A 19,351-nucleotide genomic window follows, 5' to 3' on the forward strand; every position below is an offset into this window, starting at 1 on the left:
TGAGCGTCCTTAGCTCAGCTGGTTAGAGCACCACCTTGACATGGTGGGGGTCGGTGGTTCGAATCCACTAGGACGCACCATAACAGTTTGAATAAATTGCAGATATGAATTTGATGTGGGTCTAAAGCTCAGTCGGTTAGAACAGTACTTTGACATGGCGTAGGCAATGTCGTTGGTTCGAATCCGGTTGAACACAGATGTGGGTTTATAGCTCAGTTGGTTAGAGCACTACCTTGACATGGTAGGGGTCGTTGGTTCGAATCCAATTAAACCCACCACTCCCCTGCAATGACACACAAAGTCGCCTTGCGCACCCTGCGTCCTTAGCTCAGCTGGTTAGAGCATCACCTTGACATGGTGGGGGTCGGTGGTTCGAATCCACTAGGACGCACCAGATTTGAAAAGCCCGCTTGATAGCGGGCTTTTTGCATTGGTCGGCTCTGACATCCGCTCTCCCCCGTCATCTGCCTCCTGTCCCCTCTGGCCCACGGGCCGCCATTGTCGTGCCATGGCCGCCGCGTTTACCTCGCTTCGTCAGAAGAGATCGAGCTGCTGGCCGCAGATCCGCTCGAACGACTCCCCCACAAAGGGAAGGATGGCGTCGGCGATGGGCCTGAGCTGCTTGTCGATGTAGTGCTCGTAGTCGACGGCGCTGCGCCGGTACTCCAAAGGCTCGGGGCCGTTCAGGGTCATCAGGTAGGCGATGGTGCCCCTGTGCTGATAACGCTGGGGCAGGCCGCGGCGCAGATTCTCCTCATCCGCCAGGCGCGCCGCCCGCACATGGGGCGGCACGTTCTTCTGATACTCCTCGAGTTTCTGGCGCAGCCGCTTGCGGTAGATGAGCAGATCGTCGTGACGGCCGGCCCGGGTCTCGTCCACCATGGTGCGCACATAACTGCTGGGATCCTGGTCGTGGAACACCATTTCGTAGAGCCGGGTCTGGAATGCCTTGGCAAGGGGTGTCCAGTCGGTGCGCACCGTCTCCAGCCCCTTGAACACCAGGTGCTCCCCTTCCCCTTCGCCCACCAGTCCCGCATAGCGTTTCTTGCTCCCCTTCTCCAGCCCGCGAATGGTGGGCATCAGGAAACGGCGGTAGTGGGTCTCGTACTGGATCTCCAGATGGCTCGGCAGGTCGAACTCCCGCCTTATCAGCGCGGCCCAGTTGTCGTTGATCATCTTCGCCAGTCGCTGGCCAATCTCGTCCGCCTGTTCGAGACGGATATCGCTCCCCAGGTGCACGAAGGTGGAGTCGGTGTCCCCATAGATCACCTCGAACCCTTCTGCCTCTATCCACTCCCGGGTCTGCTGCATGATGCCGTGGCCCCGCAAGGTGATGGAGGAGGCGAGCCTCGGGTCATAGAAGCGGCAGCCCCCCGACCCCAGCACCCCGTAGAAGGAGTTCATGATGATCTTGATGGCCTGGGAGAGGGCCTTGTTACTGGCGGCCTTGGCCCGATCCCGCGCCGCCCAGAGGGTGGCGATGAGATCCGGCAGGAAGTGGCGGGTTCGGGAGAACAGGGCGCCGCGAAAGCCTGGAATGGCGTTATCCGGGTGTTTGAGCCCCTCCACCAGCCCCATGGGGTCGATGCAGAAGGTGCGGATGATGCTGGGATAGAGGCTCTTGAAGTCGAGCACCAGCACGTGGCGATAGAGCCCCGGCTTGGAGTCCATCACATAGCCGCCGGGGCTTGCGAGCCCGCCGTCTGCCGGCAGGTTGGGCGCCACATAGCCACCGCGGTGCAGCCGTGGCAGATAGAGGTTGGTGAACGCCGCCACCGACCCGCCCACCCGGTCGAGCTCAAGACCGGTGAGGGAGGCGCGCTCGATGGCGAAGGGGATGAGGTGGCAGAAATCGAAGATCTCCCACACCAGCCTGCAATCTTCCAGGTTGTAGCGGGCCAGCGCCTCCTTGTCGGAGTGGAACAGCTCGGTGATCTTCTCCCCCCGGTTGGCCACGTCCTCGATGTCCTTGCCCCGCCCGAGCAGCTCGCTCGCCACCGCATCCAGGCTGTAGCTCGGGAACTGCCAGGTGGCGCTCTTGAGGGTATCGATGCCGTCCAGCACCATGCGCCCCGGGATGATGACGTTGCCGCTCTGGGGGTCGTTTCGGGACGAGCGCCAGAAGCAGAGCTCCCGCCCGCGCCCGAGCCGCAGCCGCCGCTTGTGGAGTTCGGCGCGGCGCAGCAGCAGGCGAAAGTCGAAATTCACCACGTTCCAGCCGATGACGAGATCGGGATCGTGCAGGCTGAACCAGCCCTCCAGGGCACCGAGCAGGGCTGGCTCGTCCGCCACCCACTCGACGGGGGTCTCCCAGTCCTGCGAGTCCGGCTCCGGGGCACCAATCATGATGACCCGCGCGTCCTCTTCGCTATGAAGCCCCACCGAGAAGAGAGTGCCATCCATGGCGCACTCCACGTCCAGGGAGACCCAGGAGAGGGTCGGCGTCACCGCCTGCGGCGCACAGCGCGCCTCGTTTACCTCCCAGTAACCCTGCCTGCCCCCCTTTCGCCTCGCCTTGCCGTCAAAGCGCATCCCGGCGGTGATGAAGCGCTCCATGAGAAAGCGCTCGGGCAGGCGGATATCCGCCTCGAAGTGCTCCAATCCGCGGATGAGCAGCAGCTCGATGGCGCGGTGGAAGGCGCTCAGGGTGGCAAAGTAGCAGCCCACCACCCGGCTCCCCTCGAAGGTGTGCATGGGGAGGCGGCGAAAACGCCCCCTCACCCCGGCCCCCTTGAAAAGCTCTGCCGCCTCCTCCAGGTGGCGTTCCGGGAGGAAGAAGACCGGCTCCTGCCCCGGCACCACCACCCGTACCGGTCCCTGTGCGCTCCAGAGCCACATCACGATCTCGGTACGCCCCTGCACATCCCGACCATGGCGGGTCAGGATGAAGCCGTCGAGCGGCGGGGTCACGGGAGGGAGGGGCTGGATGTCGGTCATGCAGGTGGTCGGGCTCAAGAGTGGGATGGGACTATTGTACGTTCATACAGTACCCGGCTGCAATTGCCGGGCTGGGCCCTCAGGGCAGGCGCTGTGCCCCGTCTTTGCCATCCGGCGCCGGATTGGGGCATAGTAACCTCGGCATCACTCACAGGCACCGGGCGAGACGGCATGTCCAACTTCCGGCAGACGCTGCGGCCTGCGCGCGCCAACCTTTTCCTCGACAAGGAGCACCCCATGACACAACAGTGGCAACGCATTGCCTCCCGCCTCACCGATGTGGGCGGCATCCCGGTGGCTCGCGCCATCCCGGTCAAGGAGCGGCGCACCATCGGGCCCTGGTGTTTTCTCGATCATATCGGCCCGACCCGCTTTGCCCCCGGCGCCCCCGGCATGGATGTGGGGCCCCACCCCCACATCGCCCTGCAGACCTTCACCTGGATGCTGGAGGGGGAGATCCTCCACCGGGACAGCCTGGGCAGCAAGCAGGTGATCCGTCCGGGCCAGGTGAACCTGATGACCGCAGGACGGGGCATCGCCCACACGGAGGAGTCGGTCCCGAACCAGCCCGATCTGCACGCCGCCCAGCTCTGGATAGCCCTGCCAGAGGCGGATCAGCATACCCCGCCCCGCTTCGATCACTACCCGACGCTCCCCCGCTGGCAGCAAGGGGAGATCACCCTCACTCTGCTCATCGGCGAGCACGGCAGCCGGCGCGCCCCCACCCTGCACTTCTCCCCCATTCTGGGGCTGGATCTGCACGCCCCCGAGGGAGGCGAGATCACCCTTCCCCTGGATCCCGCCTTCGAGCACGGCCTCTTTCCCCTCGCGGGGGAGACCATCGTCGCAGGGGAGGCCCTGGCCCCGGAGCAGCTGCTCTACCTGCCCCCCGGCAACCGGGAGGTGGCGCTGACCCTGCGCCCGGGCGCCCGGCTGCTGCTCATCGGCGGCGAGCCCCTGCCCAAACCGCTGCAGATCTGGTGGAACTTCGTGAGCGTCGACAAGGAGGCCATTCGCACCGCCGCCGCCGACTGGGAGAGCGGTCATCCGCGCTTTGGCGAGGTGACGGGTTACCAGGGGCCCCGTCTCAAGGCGCCACCCCTGACCGGGCTCTGAGCCAGGGTCCAAAACAAAAGAGCGCCCATGGCGCTCTTTTTGATTGGAATGAAGGCCCGTCAGGACTCCTCTTCCTGCTCCGCCTGCAACCTGGCCCGGCGGGCCATGGCCTCCTCCTGGGCACTTTCTATCTCGTGCAGCACGCCATCCAGATCGATGGCCTCCCGGCTCTCTTCGAACAGGCCGGTGAGCTCGGTCTCGGGGCCCAGCTTGCCATCCTCGAACAAGGACCACATCTCCCGGGCATACCGGGTCTTGAGCAGTTCGGGGGCATACATGCCGTAGTAGTTGCGCATGTTGTCGACATCCCGCTCCAGCATGGCCCTGGCCTGGTTGTTGGCGGCGGCATCCACCACCTGGGGCAGGTCGATGATGACGGGCCCCTCTTCGTCCACCAGCACGTTGAACTCCGAGAGATCCCCGTGAATGAGACCGGCGCAGAGCATGCGCACCACGTAGCGGATCACCTTGCCATGATCCACCAGAGCCTGCTCACGGGTCAGGGCCACATCGTTGAGACGGGGAGCGACGTTGCCGTCGGCGTCGGTGATGAGCTCCATCAGCAGCACGCCATCGAGGCAGACATAGGGCCTGGGAACCCGCACCCCGGCCGCCGCCAGCTTGAACAGGGCATCCACCTCGGTGTTCTGCCACACCTCTTCGTGCTGCTTGCGACCGTACTTGGAGCCCTTCTCCATGGCGCGGGCATCGCGGCTGCTGCGTACCCGCCGCCCTTCCTGATAGACCACGGCCTGCTTGAAGCTGCGCTTTGACGCCTCTTTGTAGACCTTGGCGCAGCGGATCTCGTCGCCGCAGCGCACCACATAGACGTCGGCCTCTTTGCCGCTCATCAGCCGGCTGATGACATCGTCCACCAGGCCGTCATCAACCAGAGGTTGGATTCGATTTGGAATTTTCATGACCGCCCTTTTACCCTATTTGCACCTTGTTTGCACCTGTTTGCTGGTGGCCTGCCACCCCTGTCAGAAACGGCCCGCAAGGGGGCCGTGTCGATCAAGGTTCCGGTGGCAGCCCCTGGCGGATGCGGCGGATCCCCGCCTCGTAGAGACCGTCTTCGCCCTGATCGTGCTCCTGGGTTTCGAAGATCTTGAGAAACCACATGTACTGCTCGGGGAAGCGGCCAAGCTGCTGCTCCACCATGCGGTTCATCTGGTTGACGTCCGCTACCAGATCCGCGGTGGGATAAGGGTCGAACGGCGCCTCGATCTCCAGCCGGTAGCACCCCTGATCCTCGTCGTAGCAGGCCAGAATGGGCACGGCGCGGGCACCGGTCAGCTTCACCAGTTTGGGCAGGGCCGGCAGGGTCGCCTTGGGGTGGTTGAAGAAGGGCACGAAGAGGCTCGCCTCCCGGCCGTGATCCTGATCCGGCAGATAGAAAAAGCTGTCGCCGCTGCGCAGGGCCTTGATGGCGGGCTTGATGCCGACGCTGCGCTCGTAGATACGCCCACCCTTGCTGCGCTCGCGGTTGATGTACCAGTCGAACACCGCATCCTTGGGGCTTTTCATCATGGTGCACATCTTGATCCCCTGGAGGGGGAAGTAGCGGCCAATCATGTCCACCGCCCAGGTGTGGGGCACCACGAAGATCATGGGGCGACCGGCTGCCCGCTCCGCCTCCACGTGCTCCCAGCCGCTCACCTTGACGCGCCCCTTGAGGAAGTCGGGGCTGCGCCAGGTCAGCTCGCCAAAGCCCAGGAAGGTCTTGAGCCCCACCCGGATGGATTTCAGCAGCAGGGCCTGACGGCCCGCCTCGTCGAGATGGGGGAAGCAGATCTTGAGGTTGGTGTCGGCGATGTAGGCCTGCTTCCTGGAGACGCGCAGCAGCAGGGGGGCCAGGTAGTCGGCCAGCTTGTCCCGTGCCCTTGCCGGCACCCAGGCCAGCAGGGAGAGCAGAGCGACGGCCAGCCAGCTGCCCCACAGACGGGGGTGCAGCAGGCGCGGATGAAAAGAGGTGTCAAACACCGGATCTTGTGCGGACATGGTCGCCATCGAATCATCAAAACAGAGCGTCATTTTAGTGATCCTGACAACTTTTTCTACCCTGCCCTGCACAGCGCCCCCGCGCCAAGTCACTGATCAGACAAGTTAGAAATAAAAAGTGGCCCGCTTGGGGCCACATTTTTGCACCGGGTGAGCGCAAGGCTCAGGGGTGAGGAGCAAGGCCCCGGCGGATGCGCCGGATCCCCTCTTCGTAGAGGCCATCCGGCCCCACCTGATCCTCACGGGTGTCGAAGATCTTGAGGAACCACATGTACTGGCCCGGGTGGCGGCAGAGCTGGCGCTCCACGCTGTCGTTCATGCGGCAGGTATCCGCCATCAGATCCCCGCTCGGGTAGTCGGCGTAGGGAGCCTCGACCTCCAACCGGTAGCCGTGCGCCTGCTCGTCATAGCAGGCCAGCACCGGCAGGGCCCGGGCGCCGGTCAGCTTCACCAGCCGTGGCAGGGCCGGCAACGTCGCCTTGGGGTGGTTGAAGAAGGGGGCGAACAGGCTTGCCTCCCGGCCGTGATCCTGATCCGGCAGATAGAAGAAGCTCAGACCGGATTTCACCGCCTTGATCACCGGCTTGATGCCGGCGCTGCGCTCATAGACGCGGCAGCCGTGCCGGGCCCGCGCGCCGTTGATGTGCCAGTCGAACACCGGGTTGCGGGCGCTCTTCATCATGGTGCACATGGGCAGGCCCCGCTGGGCAAAGTAGTAGCCCGCCGCGTCGATGGGCCAGCTGTGGGGCACCACCAGGATCACCGGTCGGCCAGCGGCCTGCTCCGCCTCGATATGTTCCCAGCCGCTGACCTGGATCCGCCCCATCACGTGGGCGGGGCTGCGCCAGGTGAACTCGCCAAAGCCCAGCAGGCTCTTGAGGCCGACCCGGATGGAGGTCATCAGGATGGCCTCCCGCTCGGCCTCGCTCTTCTCCTTGAAGCAGATGGCGAGGTTGGTCCTGGCGATGTAGATCTGCTTCTTCGAGATGGCGCATACCAGGGGCGTCAGAGCATCGGCCAGGCGATCCCGCCAGCGCGGGGGCACGAAGGCGAGCACACCGATGGCGCCGAGGGCGAGCCAGCTCAACCAGTAACGGGGGTGCAGCAGACGAGGCTGGAATCGGGCGTCAAACACGGGATCAGATGAGGACATGGGGCACGACAAAACAATGGGAAGATAAAGTGGCGCGCATCGTGACAGGTATTACCAGTTAACGCCAACTGAATGTCGCCTGTATGGGCAACTATTTAAGCCACTTCACGGATTGACAAAATTAATCTGCTTCATTTGATTCCCCTCTGTGTCACTGCATCACGAACGGCAGACCCCGCACGGGCGGGGTCGATGACGAGGGGGGATGAAAACCTTGTGCCTAGCGGCGTGCGGGCTGCCCCGGCAGGTCATCCTGCACCGCCGGCAGGAAGAACATCAGGTAACGCAGGGCCACGTAACCCACCACCAGGGTGGCCACCCCCAGCTCCAGATAGGCCAGCTGATGGAGCTGCTCGGCATAGCGGGCCGCCTCCGGCCACTGCGACAGCAGGTGACTCACCTTGAACAGGGCGGTGGCCCCGATCACCAGGGGGAAGGTGAAAGCGGCGTAACCCGGCGAGAACGGCAGGCGCAGCAGCTTGATGAAGGCCAGGTAGATGATGCCGGTCATCAGCACGGCGATCCCGAGCAGCACCGCCACCAGCAGCAGGGAGGGATCCTGGCTCACGGTGAGGTAGCCGGCCAGCGACAGGCTCGCCGGGGCGGCCAGGATGGCGATAGTGGGCTTGGCGGCATCCGGCACCTCGTGGCTGAAGATGAGGCGATAGAGCATCAGCGGCAGCATCAGGCCGTAGCAGGCCATGCCGAACCAGAGCAGGCCGGTGGCCAGGGATGCGAAGGGACCGCCCGGGTAGGCCACGTCAGCCACGATGATCCCCACCGGCGGCACAAACCAGCTCGGCACCATGTGATGGATTTCGAACGCTCTGGCCCTGTGCCAGACGAAAGTGGCGAGGAAGACGAGGTGGATGATGACCGCAAACAGCCAGAGCCCCTGCCCCAGGGTCGGGGCGAGCAGGCCGACCGCCTTGGAGACCACCATGGTCCCCATGGCGTAGGTGGGCACCACGCTGCCCACCACGGGATGGGCGAGATCCTGCCACAGCAGGCGCGGGTGGATCAGAAACTTGAAGGTCAGGACGAGGAGCAGCACGGCGGCGATGGCGGCCCCCAGCAGTTGCAGACGGCCATCGAACTGACCGGCATTTTCCCAGCACCAGCCGAGGCTGGCGATCCCCAGAGCCAGACCGGCCATGGGGGTCGGGGCGGCGGCCAGGGAGCGGCGGGTTCTTGCGATCATGGCGAATACCCTCTTGATGATGACGATGGGCATAGGATAAAGGGGGTCTATCGTTTACGATATCTAAATGAATTGAACTTAGCGTTTAGGAAAATCAAACGATATGAAGCTCACCCTGCAACAACTCAAGGTGTTTGCCACCATCGCCCGCCACGGCAACCTGGGGGGCGCCGCCAATGAACTTTGCCTGAGCAAGGGGGCCGTCTCCCAGTCGCTGCAGGAGCTGGAGCGCCAGCTCGCCACGCCCCTGTTCGACCGGGTGCACCCGAGGCTTCAGCTCAACAGCGAGGGGCGCCTGCTGCAACCGGCCGCCGAGGAGCTGCTGACCCGGATGCAGGAGATAGAGCAGCTCTTCAGCCCCGATGCCGAGCCGAGCGGCCAGCTGCACCTCGGGGCCAGCCAGACCATCGGCAACTACCTGCTGCCCGCCCTGCTGGCGGAGGGGGCCCAGGAGCTGGGAGCCGCCCCCAGGGTCACCATCGCCAACACCCACCTCCTGTGCCATGCCCTCGCCCACTTCGAGCTGGATCTCGCCCTCATCGAGGGGGAGAACCACCACCCGGACCTGGTGAGCGAACCCTGGCTGGAGGACGAGATGCTCATCATCGCCGCCCCCGGTCACCCCCTGGCGGATCAGCTCGAGCTGCCCCTGCGCCGGCTTGCCGGGGAAACCTGGGTGCTGCGCGAGGCGCAATCCGGCAGCCGCGAGCAGTTCGAGCAGCAGCTCCAGCCCCACCTGCCCCGCTGGCAGGCGGGGATAGAGCTCAATACCCTGGAGGCGGTGATGCTGGCGGTGGAGAAGGGGCTCGGCATCTCCTTCATCTCCCGCCTCGCGGTGGCGGACCGGCTGGCACAGGGGCGCCTGGTGGCCCTCACCCCGAGTCGCCGCTTCCCCCGCCAGCTCTCCCTCGTCTGGCACAAGCAGAAGTTCCACTCCGTCGCCCTGCGCCGCTTCCTGGCCTTCTGCCGCGCCCAGACCCTGGCGTGAGAACCCCTTCGGATACGACAAGGGCGCCATTGGCGCCCTTGTCGTTCAGCCGATGCTCCCCTCGACCCTCAGCCCTTCCCCGGCCTCAGCCGGCGAGTCCCCCTTCAATCCAGCCGAGCACCTGCCGGGTCACGGCCTGGGGCACCCAGGGGGAGTCCAGCAGCCGGTGGCGCAGGCAATCGGCGAAGTGATCCGCCTCGTGCTGCATGCCGCCCCCCTCCACCGGCAGATAGATGTCCGCCGGCCAGATGACGGGGGCAGGCCCCCCTTGCCAGCGAATGTGCTGGGGATTCCACCACTTGCCCTCGATGACCAGGCGCCACCCCTCCCCGGACAAGGACGCTTCCCGCTCGAGATCCTCGATGATGGAGGCCCCGAGCTCGGCCCGAAACGGCTCATCGAACGTGAAGCTGGCGGTGAGATCCACCTCCCCCGGAGCCCGCGTCAGCGTCACCTCGGGGGCGGGGCAGCCCAGCCCCAGCCGATGGCAGAGGGCGGCATGGAGCCAGAGGGGATAGACCCCCACGTCCCAGGCGGCGCCGCCGTCGAGGGCAGGATCGAACAGCTTGCCCACCCTGGGCTGGGTCGAACCGAACGCCGCCCGCAGCTCGCGCGGCGGCGGCAGCAGGGGCAGGCGCTGCAACAGGGCGCGCATGGCGGGGAAGCACATCACCTTCATGGCCTCGAGCAGCAGCAGGCCCCGTGCGTGGGCGAGCGCCACCAGGGCGTCCCAATCCGCCACCCGGGTCACCGCCGGTTTTTCCACCAGTACGTGCTTGCCCGCCAGCAGCATCTGCCTCACCAGGCCCGCGTGCTCCGGGTGGATGACCGCCACATAGACGGCCTCCACCTCGGGGCTGGCGGCCAGGGCCTCATAGCTGCCATAGGCGTGGGGCAGCCCCAGATCCCGGGCGAACTCGTCCGCCCGTCCCTGGTCCCGGGCGGCGATGGCCACCACCTCGGCTCCCCTGGCGTGCCCGTTCACATCGCGGCAAAAACGCCGGGCGATGGCCCCCGCCCCGGCAATGCCAAAGCGCAGGGGCGCCCTTGTCTCGTCGTGCATCGTCTCTCCTTGCTACCCAATGGTGGACCCCGGCATCACGCCGGGCGCGGGCTCCCGGCCAGGCTGCGCAGCCAGCTTAACTCCTCGCCCCAGATGGACTCGTCGATGGTCTCGAGGATAAGCGGGATGCCGTCGAAACGGTCGTCGTTCATGATGTGGTGGAACACCGCCTCGCCGAGGTTGCCCTCCCGCAGGCTGTGGTGACGGTCGACCCGACTACCGAAGGTACACTTGGCGCCGTTGATATGCATCCCCTTGAGGTACTCGAACCCCACGATGCGGTCGAAGTCGGCAAACACCGCCTCGCACCCCTCGGGGGTACGCAGATCGTAACCGGCGGCGAAGGCGTGGCAGGTGTCAAAGCAGACGCCGACCCGACTCTTGTCCTCTACCCCGTCGATGAGGGTGGCCAGGTGCTCGAACGACCAGCCGAGGTTGGTGCCCTGGCCGGCGGTATTCTCGATCACCGCCGTCACCCCTTCGCTGCGCTCCAGCGCCCAGTTGATGGACTCGCTCACGAGCTTGAGGCTCACCGCCTCGGGGATCTGCTTGAGATGGCTGCCCGGGTGGAAGTTCAGGTAGCACAGCCCCAGTTGCTCGCAGCGCTTCATCTCGTCCAGAAACGCATCCCGGGACTTGGCGAGGGCGTCGGGGTCGGGATGACCCAGGTTGATGAGGTAGCTGTCGTGGGGCAGGATCTGCTCGGGACGAAAGCCCTCCTTCTCGCAGGCGGCCTTGAAGGCGCGAATACTGGCCTCGGAGAGGGGCGCCGCCTGCCACTGGCGCTGATTCTTGGTAAACAGGGCGAAGGCGTTGGCCCCGATGGCTTTGGCCCGGGCGATGGTGTTTTCCACCCCGCCCGCCGCACTGACGTGGGCTCCGATAAATTTCATCTCATCTCCTGTGCACTGTGACCGGGTGCCTGCCACACTGGCCACCGCACCCGTTGCCGGGGCGCCATTATGCCCAAGCCAACCCCTTGCGCCAAACCGGGATTGTCGATGGGGGCAATGGAAAAGGCGCCCGAAGGCGCCTTGATGAGAGACAGAACATCCCTGTCCGTCAATAGGCCAGACCGGCCCCGTAGGGATAGAGCGGGCTTTGTGAGTCCTTGGCCACGTCCGGGGACTGGGCCAGCACCGCCTGCCAGCTCGAGGGCAGCTCGAAGGGGAGCTTGCCGCGTGCCTTCTGGGTGCCGCTCATGACATCGAACAGGGCCTGATCCAGGGCGCCGAAGTTGGCGAGCAGCACCCGGGCCGCCGGGGCCACCTCGGTCAGGATGGCGGGCCTGTCCAGATAGACGGAGAGCACCAGGGGCACCCCGGCCTGCTCGATGGCCTGGATGGCGGCATAGTCATCCGCGCCGCGGTAGACCCCTTCGTGGGCCGTCTCCTGCACCACCTGAGCATTGCTGGCAAAGCCGAGCTGGCCGAAGTGGATGCTGCCAAACGGGAAGCGGGGGTCCTGCTCGCCCGGGGCGTTGACCCGCACGATGGCAAGCTCCGCGTCGGCCAGGTTCGTCACCACCGTATAGCCGTTGGCCCTGGCCACCTCGGCGTTGACATTGTGCAGATAGACCCGCTTGCCGTCCGCCTTCAGCGGCAGCAGGGCCCCCTCGTTCTTCAGCAGCACGTGAGACGCCGCCTGGGCGGCCTGGGCCTCCTGCTGGAACTCGGCCTTGCCCACCAGGGCCACCGCGGCCTCGGCATCCACATAGGGATTCTCGAAGAGCCCGAGGGCAAACTTCTGGGCCAGGATCCGCTCGGCCGAAGTGGTGATGGCCGCCTCGGTCACCAGACCGCTCTGCACCGCCGCCAGCAGGGGAGCCGGATCTTCCACGCCACCGAACTGATCCACCCCGGCGTCGATGGCCTTGGCATAACGCTCGGCCTTGGTGAGCTTCTCCACGCCCCAGGACATGCCAAAGGGCACGGTCCAGGGGCTCACCCCGGCATTGACTTCATCCTGGGTCAGCCCCTGCTCGCAGCGGCTGTCACAGTCATTGACGATGCCCCAGTCGCTCAGCACCACGCCGTCAAACTTGAAGTGGCCCCGCAACAGATCCGTGATGATCTGGCGGTTGAAACCAAACCCCACCTCCTCGACGGGCTGCCCATCCTGGGTCAGGCCCAGGGGCATGGCGTAATAGGGCATCACGGCGGCCACCCTGGCCTCGAAGGCACCCTCGAAGGGCACCAGGTGGTAAGCAAACTGGCCGCCGGGGTAGACCTGCTCCTTGCCCCAGGGGTTGTGGGCATCCAGCCCGTCCTTCTGGGGACCGGCCCCGGCGAAGTGCTTGACCACGGTGACCACGCTCTCCTTGCCTATCCCCTCGCTCCCCTGCTGGAAGCCCTCGATGTAGGCCTTGACCAGGGACTTGGCGAGCAGGTTGTCTTCCCCGAAGGTGCCGTTGATGCGGCCCCAGCGCGGCTCGGTCGCGAGATCCGCCTGGGGCGAGAGGGCCTCGTGGATGCCGACGGCACGGTACTCCTGACGGGCGATGTCGCCAAAGCGCTGCACCAGGGCAGCATCGCCGATGGCGGCCAGCCCCAGGGTCTCGGGCCACTGGGAGAAGGCCCCGGCACCGATGCTGGTGGCGTTCGGATCATGGGTGAAGTGGTTGCGGGGATCCGTGCTCACCGTCATGGGGATGCCGAATCCCACCCCTTCCAGCAGGGCCTGCAGGGTGTTGTTGTCTGCGGCGATGGCCGCCGGATCACCGGCCATGCGGGTGATGAAGGTGTTGACCCCGTCCTCGCGCAGCATCTTGTCCATGGCCGCGAGGTTCACCCGCCCCGCCCCGTCCAGCACCAGGGTGCCGTGCATCATCAGCCCTGCCTTCTGGGCCAGGGTGAGCCTGCCCACCAGATCCCGGGCCCGCTCGGCGGCGCCGAGGCGCCAGTCCTCGTAGGGGGTCAGGGTGCCGCTGCCATCGAGATCCTTGAATTGCAGGCCGTCCTGCTCGATGAGGGTGACGGTGCGGTGGCCCAGAACGGGCTGCTCGGGCTTGGGGGTGGAATCGTTGTCGTTGCACCCTGCCAGCAGCAGGGCCCCGATGGCGAGGGCGACACGGGTTCGGGAGAGCGAGTGGTGTTTCATTGTTGTTATCTTCCTTGTGTGTGTAGGAGTCGCCACTCTATGCAAAAGCGGCCCCTCTCACTTGCCCGTCGGGTGCAGGAAGTTGCCGGTTGGGAGCAGGATTGAAAAGTGTGAAAAGGGTTGCAGGGTTACCCTTGGTTACAAATCTGAAACATGAAAGCGGCGCTGGCTCACGGCAATCCGCCGCCGTTGGCCGATGATGGTGGGCCACCGCTGACAAGGATTTTTGCCGTGAAGACCGTCTCCAACCGGATTGCCCTGCACTGCCTCAACCACTGGCAGGCCCGCGGGCGGGATCCTGCTGCCCTCCTGCACCCCTGCGGCATCGCTCACGAAGAGCTGCTGATCCCCCAGGGGCGGCTCGACACCGGGCGCCACTTCCGGCTGCTGGCCGGGGCAGCCCCCCACGTGGATCTGGCCCTCGACTGGACGCCCCCCGCCCTCCCCGGCCTCTTTGCCGACTTCATGTCGCTGGCGAGCCTGTGCTGCAACGCCGCCACCCTTCGCCAGGCCCTGCACTTCTTCCTCGCCTACCGCCCCCTCATCGGCGAGAGCGACGAGATCCGCCTGCAAGAAGAAGAGGGGCAGGCCAGGATCAGCTACCACTCGGAGTCCGATCACCCGGACGTCATCGCCCTGAGCAGCCTGGCCAACCTCTGCCACCTCTATGCCCTGCTCCAGTTCTACCACCCGGGCCAGGGGCTGCTGGTGCTGCCCACCCCGGTACGCCCCAGGCTGTGGCGTGAGCTGGCAGGCTGGCTGGAAGGGCGGTTGCAACAGGGGGCGGACTTCGAGCTGCGCTTTCCCGCCGCCTTGCTCGATCTCGCCCACGGGCAGTGCAACCTGCCCCTGCAACCCCTGCTGCTCGGGGAGCTCGACCGGCAGATGGCCCAGCTTCGCCCAAGCAGCCGCTACCGGGACAGGGTGATGACACTCATCCGCCAGCAGCTGTGGCAAGAGAGCGCCGAGGCCTCCTCTCTGCTCGATGGGGTGTGCGAGCACCTCAAACTGACCCGCTGGACCCTCAACCGCCATCTGCGGGAGGAAGGGTGCCACTTCTCGGGCCTGCTGGAGCGGGTGCGCCGGGAGGAGGCCTGCCGCCTGTTGCAGGATCCCGCCCTCCCCCTGCAGACAGTGGGGGAGCGCCTGGGTTTTGCCCGCCAGAGCAGCTTTACCCGCTTCTTTCGCGAGGAGTTTGCCCTCTCGCCGAGGGAGTTTCGCTCAAGGCGCAGCCGCCTCTGAGGCGCCCCCGAGATGGGCGGCGAGCAACCCCGCCAGCCAGTGGATGAAGAGCTGGACCCTGGGGGCCAGTTGGCGGCGATGGGCATAGAGGGCGTGGATGGGGAGCGGCGGCGGCTGCCACTGGGGCAGGATGCTCACCAGCTCGCCCCCCGCGAGCAGGGATTCGACCCCCACCCGCGGCATCTGGATGATGCCAAGCCCCGCCAGCGCCGCCGCCAGGTAGGTCTCGCTGTCATTGACCATGAGGGCCCCCGCCATGGGCAGCAGGGCGCGGTGGCCATCTTCCGCCAGGTATTCAAAGCCGGGCTCGCTGCGCCCCTGCCCGGCACCAAACCCGGAACCATAGTGCACCAGCCGGTGGCCCGCCAGATCCCCAAGGGTGCGGGGCACCCCGTGGCGAGCCAGGTAGCCTGCGCTGGCACAGTTGATCTGGCGATAGTGACCAAGGGGCCTGGCCACCAGGCTGGAGGGCTCAAGCGCCCCGACCCGCACCACGCAGTCAAACCCCTCGCGCACCAGATCCACCCGCCTGTCCGTGCTGCTCAGCATCAGTTGCAGGGCGGGATGCTGCGCCAGAAAGTCCGGCAGGGCCGGGATCACCAGGTGACGGGCCATCCGGCTTGGCATGTCGACCCGCAGTTGTCCCGAGATCTGCCCCCCCTGGCGAAACAGGCCGTCAAACTCCTCCATGTCCGCCAAAAGCTCCCGGCATCTGGCATAGCAGAGCTGGCCGTCCGTGGTGAGCTGCACCCGCCGCGTGGTACGCAGCAGGAGCCGGGTCCCCATGCGCTCCTCCAGCCGACGGATGGCGGCAGAGAGGGTCGCCTTGGGGATGCCCGTCTGCTCGGCGCAGCGGGTAAAACTCTCCAGCTCGGCAACCCGCACGAAGGCTCTCATCGCATCCAGTTGATCCATGGCCTGATTGTCTCGATAAACGGAACAGTGATTCTATTATCACGCTATTTATCCAGTTTAAAAGGAACAATACAGTGATCCGGTCGGCTCGTATCGAGCCTGTGTCCGCCACCCTGACAGGAGTCATACCATGACCAGACCCATCGCCCTCATCACCGGGGCCAGCCGCGGCCTTGGCAAGCACGGGGCCCTGGCCCTCGCCGCCAAAGGCGTCGACCTCATCATCACCTATCGCAGCCAGGCCGCAGAGGCGGAGGCGGTGGTGACCCAGGCCCGCGCCCTCGGCGTTCGGGCCCATGCCCTGGCTCTGGACGTGGGCGAGAGCGCCACCTTCGCGGCCTTTGCAGAGGAGGTGACGCAACTGCTCGCCCGGGAGTGGCAGCGCACCCATTTCAACTTCCTGGTCAACAACGCCGGGATCGGCATTCATGCCAGCTTCGAGCAGACCACGGAGCAGCAGTTCGACACCCTGCTCAACATCCACCTCAAGGGGACCTTCTTCCTGACCCAGGCGCTCCTGCCCCTCCTGGCAGACGGCGGTCGCATCCTCAACCTCTCCACCGGCCTCACCCGCTTCGCCATGCCGGGTTATGCCGCCTACGCCGCCATGAAGGGGGGCGTCGAGGTGCTCACCCAGTATCTGGCCAAGGAGCTGGGCCCCAGGGGCATCGCGGTCAACGTGCTGGCCCCCGGCGCCATCGAGACCGATTTTGGCGGCGGCGTGGTGCGCGACAACAAGGGGGTCAACGACTTTCTCGCGAGCCAGACCGCCCTTGGCCGGGTGGGTCAGCCCGACGACATCGGTGGCGCCATCGCCGCCCTGCTCTCCGATGACTGCCGCTGGATCACAGCCCAGCGCATCGAAGCCTCGGGCGGCATGTTTATCTAGGCGGTCATGATTGCCTGCTGCACAAACAAGGAAGGCCCCCTCCGATGAGGGGGCCTTCCGGCATTGGGCAGACGAGGTGCGGCGCACCGGGCCCGTTACAGGGTCTTGCCACCGCTTGCAATGACCTGGCTGTACCAGTGGAAGCTCTCTTTCTTGATGCGACGAAGAGACCCTCCCTGCTCGTCCCTGTCCACGTAGACAAAGCCGTAGCGCTTCTGGTAGCCGTTGAGCCAGCTCAGGATGTCGGTGAAGGACCAGGCGCAATATCCAATCAGCTCGACCCCGTCCTGCATCGCCTCCTGGCACGCCTTGAGGTGGCTGTGCAGATAGGCGATACGGTAGTCGTCGTTCACCCTGTCCCCGGCTTCCAGCTTGTCGAACTCCCCCAGGCCGTTCTCGGTGATCATCAGCGGCAGGGCGTAGCGGGAGGAGAGCCGACGCAGGGCGATGCGCATCCCGGTGGGATCGATGGCCCAGTCCCAGTTGCTGGTCTCAAGGTGCGGATTGGGGGCCGTCTTGTAGAGGCCGGGAATGCCGCTGGAGGGCGTAGTGCCCTTCTTGCCCGTGGTGTTGATGCGCTGCATCGTCTGGCCGCCGAGGGGGTTGTCGGTGAAGGTCAGGGTGTAGTAGTAGTTAACCCCGATGTAGTCGGGGGTGCCTTCGCGCAAGAGCTCGAGATCGCCCGGCAGGATCTCCGGCGCCTCGCCGGTCTCCCGCAGATAGGCGAGCGCCGCCTGGGGGTAACGGCCGAAGCAGTAGGCATCCAGCCACCAGAGGTTGGTGAACTCCTCGGCATTCTCGAACGCCAGCATGTCGCTCGGGGCGCAGGAGGCCGGATAGGCGGGGGAGTATGCAAAGCTCGGCCCGATCAGGCCGTTTGGCACGTGCTGGCGAAACGCCTTGATGACCCGGGCATTGGCGAGAAACGCGATGTGGTTGGCGGCGAAGAAACGCTTCCTGTCCTGCACCGCGGGAGGATGGGTGCCAAGCTGGTAGGCGTTGGTCAGGTTGTAGTTCTGCTCGTTGAGCGACACCCAGTACTTCACCTTGCCGGCGAAGCGCTGATAGAGAGTCACGCAATAGCGCTCGAAGTCGTCGATGATGCGCCTGTCTTCCCAGCCGCCGTACTCATCCTGCAGGGCCTGGGGGAGATCCCAGTGATAGAGGGTCAGCACCGGCTCGATGCCGTGGGCCAGCAGGGCGTCGATGAGCCTGTCGTAGAAGGCGAGCCCCGCCTCGTTCACCTCGCCACGCCCCGTCGGGTAGATGCGCGGCCAGCTCACCGAGAAGCGATAGGCCTTGAGCCCCATCTCGGCCATCAGCGCCACGTCCTCTTCCACCCTGTGGTAGTGATCCACCGCCACGTCTCCGTTGCTCCCTTCAAAGGTCTTGCCCGGCAATTTGGTAAAGCTGTCCCATACCGAGGGGCCCTTGCCCTCCTCGTTCCAGGCCCCTTCCACCTGATAGGCGGCGGAGGCGGCGCCCCAGAGGAAACCGTTCGGGAAGTCGTTGAACTTGTGATGATGCATCTGGTGTTGCTCCTTCTGCGCGGATGGCGGGGGCCATCCCGTGATACGTCGACCCCGTACAGGGGCCCGAAATGAGTTGGCACCAGCATCCAACACTTCTAGAATTCCGTCCAATGACAAATATGGCCACCTATCATTCCTATCTGGAATCAAGCGAGGCACCATGGAGTTGAGAGACCTGAAAGCCTTCGTCACCCTGGGGGAGGTATTGCACTTTGGTCAGGCGGCGGCGCGCCAGCACGTCACCCAGTCGGCCCTGAGCAAGCAGATCCGCCGGCTGGAGGCGGACCTTGGCGGCGAGCTGTTCGAGCGCAACGCCGGCAGCACCCGGCTGACGGTGCTCGGGCGCGCCCTCTACGCCGACGCCTGCACCCTGGTGGCCCAGAGCGAGCAGCTCGCCCGCAGCGCCCGCGACGTGCTGGCGGGCCACGCGGGTACCCTGCGCATCGGCTTCGGGGTCGCCACCAAGCTGCTGGTGCCCGCCGCCATCGCCCGCTTTCGGGCCAGCCGCCCCGGGGTCGCCATCGAGCTCAACGATCTCTCCACCCATCACCAGTTGCTGGCACTGGCGGAGGGTCGCCTGGATCTTGGCTTCTGCCGCCTGCCCGCACCCAAGGGCTGGCCGGTGCTGCCCGTGGTGCGCGCCCATTTCGTCGCCGTGCTGCCCGCAGGCTATCAGGGGGTGGCAGGGCTCGCCGATCTGCAGGAGAAGCCGCTCGCCATCCTGCGCCGGGACAAGGCCCCCTCTTTTTACGATCAGTTCATCCATTACCTCGCCCAGAGCGGCCTGCGCTTTCAGGACATCCAGTACGTGAACGACTTCGCTGCCGGCATCGCCACCGCGGCGGCCGGCATCGCCTGGACCCTGGTCCCCTCCTCCACCACCATTGAGCATCCCGATGTGCTGACCCTGCCCCTCGGGGAGGCCGACGCGAGCTGGATCATCGGGCTCATTCGCCCGCCAGGCAACGACAATCCCCTCGTCGCCCCCTTCTGGCAGACGGTGGCGGAGCTGGCGGATCCCGCCCTCACCGGCCTCATGACGACAGGGGACGGGGCTCCCACCTGGGACACCCCATGAAAGGGAATCATTCGAAAATCACATTAACGATGGCATTAGGCAGTCCGCCCCCCTTAAAATGGTTCTTCGCGGGATCTTGGGGAAGTGGAAGTTGACAGACAGGGTGCTGGTAAACTGGCTGTCTCCAAACACACCAC

Annotated in this window: 15 protein-coding genes and 3 tRNA genes; 8 read left to right on the forward strand and 10 right to left on the reverse strand. The window is 65.5% G+C overall.

The genetic code is table 11. The features are described from left to right. Nucleotides 1–3 precede the first annotated feature (3 nt). The 3 genes from PG887_RS04925 to PG887_RS04935 all read left to right on the forward strand — a co-directional run bounded on the left by PG887_RS04925 (nucleotide 4) and on the right by PG887_RS04935 (nucleotide 394). A tRNA-Val gene (locus PG887_RS04925) sits at nucleotides 4–80 on the forward strand. 121 nt (nucleotides 81–201) lie between these two features. Continuing rightward, a tRNA-Val gene (locus PG887_RS04930) sits at nucleotides 202–278 on the forward strand. Nucleotides 279–317: 39 nt separating this feature from the next. Then, nucleotides 318–394 (forward strand) — tRNA-Val (locus PG887_RS04935). A gap of 140 nt (nucleotides 395–534) precedes the next feature. Here PG887_RS04935 and PG887_RS04940 read toward each other — a convergent pair. Beyond that, nucleotides 535–2,937, reverse strand: a complete 2,403-nt coding sequence (locus PG887_RS04940) for a DNA polymerase II (RefSeq protein WP_039039090.1) — start codon at nucleotides 2,935–2,937, stop codon at nucleotides 535–537. Between the two features lie 237 nt (nucleotides 2,938–3,174). Here PG887_RS04940 and PG887_RS04945 point away from each other — a divergent pair, with 237 nt between their 5' ends. Beyond that, nucleotides 3,175–4,053 (forward strand): pirin family protein, encoded by an 879-nt coding sequence (locus PG887_RS04945; RefSeq protein ID WP_010674626.1) that lies wholly within the window; start codon nucleotides 3,175–3,177, stop codon nucleotides 4,051–4,053. A 59-nt stretch (nucleotides 4,054–4,112) separates the two neighbouring features. On the opposite strand, the gene PG887_RS04950 is transcribed toward PG887_RS04945, so the two are convergent. From PG887_RS04950 to PG887_RS04965, 4 genes are all read right to left on the reverse strand, one after another. Further along, nucleotides 4,113–4,973 carry a PA4780 family RIO1-like protein kinase gene (locus tag PG887_RS04950; RefSeq protein ID WP_029314478.1) on the reverse strand — a complete coding sequence of 287 codons (861 nt, stop codon included), beginning with the start codon at nucleotides 4,971–4,973 and terminating at the stop codon, nucleotides 4,113–4,115. Between the two features lie 94 nt (nucleotides 4,974–5,067). Further along, nucleotides 5,068–6,063 carry an LpxL/LpxP family acyltransferase gene (locus PG887_RS04955; RefSeq protein WP_041215911.1) on the reverse strand — a complete coding sequence of 332 codons (996 nt, stop codon included), beginning with the start codon at nucleotides 6,061–6,063 and terminating at the stop codon, nucleotides 5,068–5,070. A gap of 154 nt (nucleotides 6,064–6,217) precedes the next feature. Next, the gene (locus tag PG887_RS04960; RefSeq protein WP_010674623.1) at nucleotides 6,218–7,207 is read right to left on the reverse strand and encodes a lipid A biosynthesis (KDO)2-(lauroyl)-lipid IVA acyltransferase; all 990 of its coding nucleotides are present in this window, start codon (nucleotides 7,205–7,207) and stop codon (nucleotides 6,218–6,220) included. A 220-nt stretch (nucleotides 7,208–7,427) separates the two neighbouring features. Continuing rightward, nucleotides 7,428–8,408, reverse strand: a complete 981-nt coding sequence (locus PG887_RS04965; protein WP_029314475.1) for a TDT family transporter — start codon at nucleotides 8,406–8,408, stop codon at nucleotides 7,428–7,430. Between the two features lie 103 nt (nucleotides 8,409–8,511). Here PG887_RS04965 and PG887_RS04970 point away from each other — a divergent pair, with 103 nt between their 5' ends. Beyond that, a complete protein-coding gene (locus tag PG887_RS04970) occupies nucleotides 8,512–9,396 on the forward strand; it encodes a LysR substrate-binding domain-containing protein (RefSeq protein ID WP_010674621.1) in 885 nt (294 codons plus the stop codon). An 85-nt stretch (nucleotides 9,397–9,481) separates the two neighbouring features. On the opposite strand, the gene PG887_RS04975 is transcribed toward PG887_RS04970, so the two are convergent. From PG887_RS04975 to PG887_RS04985, 3 genes are all read right to left on the reverse strand, one after another. Then, nucleotides 9,482–10,459 (reverse strand): Gfo/Idh/MocA family protein, encoded by a 978-nt coding sequence (locus tag PG887_RS04975; RefSeq protein WP_010674620.1) that lies wholly within the window; start codon nucleotides 10,457–10,459, stop codon nucleotides 9,482–9,484. A gap of 35 nt (nucleotides 10,460–10,494) precedes the next feature. Next, nucleotides 10,495–11,352 carry a deoxyribonuclease IV gene (gene nfo, locus PG887_RS04980; protein ID WP_010674619.1) on the reverse strand — a complete coding sequence of 286 codons (858 nt, stop codon included), beginning with the start codon at nucleotides 11,350–11,352 and terminating at the stop codon, nucleotides 10,495–10,497. 169 nt (nucleotides 11,353–11,521) lie between these two features. Next, nucleotides 11,522–13,558, reverse strand: coding sequence for a glycoside hydrolase family 3 protein (locus PG887_RS04985; RefSeq protein WP_010674618.1), 2,037 nt, complete (start codon nucleotides 13,556–13,558; stop codon nucleotides 11,522–11,524). A gap of 231 nt (nucleotides 13,559–13,789) precedes the next feature. Here PG887_RS04985 and PG887_RS04990 point away from each other — a divergent pair, with 231 nt between their 5' ends. Next, nucleotides 13,790–14,800 carry a helix-turn-helix transcriptional regulator gene (locus tag PG887_RS04990; RefSeq protein ID WP_010674617.1) on the forward strand — a complete coding sequence of 337 codons (1,011 nt, stop codon included), beginning with the start codon at nucleotides 13,790–13,792 and terminating at the stop codon, nucleotides 14,798–14,800. On the opposite strand, the gene PG887_RS04995 is transcribed toward PG887_RS04990, so the two are convergent. Then, the gene (locus PG887_RS04995; RefSeq protein WP_010674616.1) at nucleotides 14,780–15,715 is read right to left on the reverse strand and encodes a LysR family transcriptional regulator; all 936 of its coding nucleotides are present in this window, start codon (nucleotides 15,713–15,715) and stop codon (nucleotides 14,780–14,782) included. The genes PG887_RS04990 and PG887_RS04995 overlap by 21 nt on opposite strands. Before the next feature lie 130 nt (nucleotides 15,716–15,845). On the opposite strand from PG887_RS04995, the gene PG887_RS05000 reads away from it, so the two are divergent. After that, nucleotides 15,846–16,604, forward strand: coding sequence for an SDR family NAD(P)-dependent oxidoreductase (locus tag PG887_RS05000; RefSeq protein WP_010674615.1), 759 nt, complete (start codon nucleotides 15,846–15,848; stop codon nucleotides 16,602–16,604). A 95-nt stretch (nucleotides 16,605–16,699) separates the two neighbouring features. Here PG887_RS05000 and PG887_RS05005 read toward each other — a convergent pair whose 3' ends face one another. After that, nucleotides 16,700–18,133, reverse strand: coding sequence for a glycoside hydrolase family 1 protein (locus tag PG887_RS05005; RefSeq protein ID WP_010674614.1), 1,434 nt, complete (start codon nucleotides 18,131–18,133; stop codon nucleotides 16,700–16,702). A 163-nt stretch (nucleotides 18,134–18,296) separates the two neighbouring features. On the opposite strand from PG887_RS05005, the gene PG887_RS05010 reads away from it, so the two are divergent. Beyond that, nucleotides 18,297–19,214 carry a LysR family transcriptional regulator gene (locus tag PG887_RS05010; RefSeq protein ID WP_010674613.1) on the forward strand — a complete coding sequence of 306 codons (918 nt, stop codon included), beginning with the start codon at nucleotides 18,297–18,299 and terminating at the stop codon, nucleotides 19,212–19,214. Nucleotides 19,215–19,351 lie beyond the last annotated feature (137 nt).

Origin of the sequence: Aeromonas sp. QDB14 (genome assembly GCF_027707845.1) — a bacterium.
GTDB lineage: Bacteria > Pseudomonadota > Gammaproteobacteria > Enterobacterales > Aeromonadaceae > Aeromonas > Aeromonas caviae.

What these genes read in the sequence shown, in the direction of transcription:
- PG887_RS05000 (WP_010674615.1), top strand. Translation starts at nt 15,846, where the DNA reads ATGACCAGACCCATCGCCCTCATCACCGGGGCCAGCCGCGGCCTTGGC.
- PG887_RS04995 (WP_010674616.1), bottom strand. Translation starts at nt 15,715, where the DNA reads ATGGATCAACTGGATGCGATGAGAGCCTTCGTGCGGGTTGCCGAGCTG.
- PG887_RS04950 (WP_029314478.1), bottom strand. Translation starts at nt 4,973, where the DNA reads ATGAAAATTCCAAATCGAATCCAACCTCTGGTTGATGACGGCCTGGTG.
- PG887_RS04960 (WP_010674623.1), bottom strand. Translation starts at nt 7,207, where the DNA reads ATGTCCTCATCTGATCCCGTGTTTGACGCCCGATTCCAGCCTCGTCTG.
- PG887_RS04945 (WP_010674626.1), top strand. Translation starts at nt 3,175, where the DNA reads ATGACACAACAGTGGCAACGCATTGCCTCCCGCCTCACCGATGTGGGC.
- PG887_RS04985 (WP_010674618.1), bottom strand. Translation starts at nt 13,558, where the DNA reads ATGAAACACCACTCGCTCTCCCGAACCCGTGTCGCCCTCGCCATCGGG.
- PG887_RS04965 (WP_029314475.1), bottom strand. Translation starts at nt 8,408, where the DNA reads ATGATCGCAAGAACCCGCCGCTCCCTGGCCGCCGCCCCGACCCCCATG.
- PG887_RS04970 (WP_010674621.1), top strand. Translation starts at nt 8,512, where the DNA reads ATGAAGCTCACCCTGCAACAACTCAAGGTGTTTGCCACCATCGCCCGC.
- PG887_RS04940 (WP_039039090.1), bottom strand. Translation starts at nt 2,937, where the DNA reads ATGACCGACATCCAGCCCCTCCCTCCCGTGACCCCGCCGCTCGACGGC.
- PG887_RS05005 (WP_010674614.1), bottom strand. Translation starts at nt 18,133, where the DNA reads ATGCATCATCACAAGTTCAACGACTTCCCGAACGGTTTCCTCTGGGGC.
- PG887_RS05010 (WP_010674613.1), top strand. Translation starts at nt 18,297, where the DNA reads ATGGAGTTGAGAGACCTGAAAGCCTTCGTCACCCTGGGGGAGGTATTG.
- PG887_RS04955 (WP_041215911.1), bottom strand. Translation starts at nt 6,063, where the DNA reads ATGGCGACCATGTCCGCACAAGATCCGGTGTTTGACACCTCTTTTCAT.
- PG887_RS04975 (WP_010674620.1), bottom strand. Translation starts at nt 10,459, where the DNA reads ATGCACGACGAGACAAGGGCGCCCCTGCGCTTTGGCATTGCCGGGGCG.
- nfo (WP_010674619.1), bottom strand. Translation starts at nt 11,352, where the DNA reads ATGAAATTTATCGGAGCCCACGTCAGTGCGGCGGGCGGGGTGGAAAAC.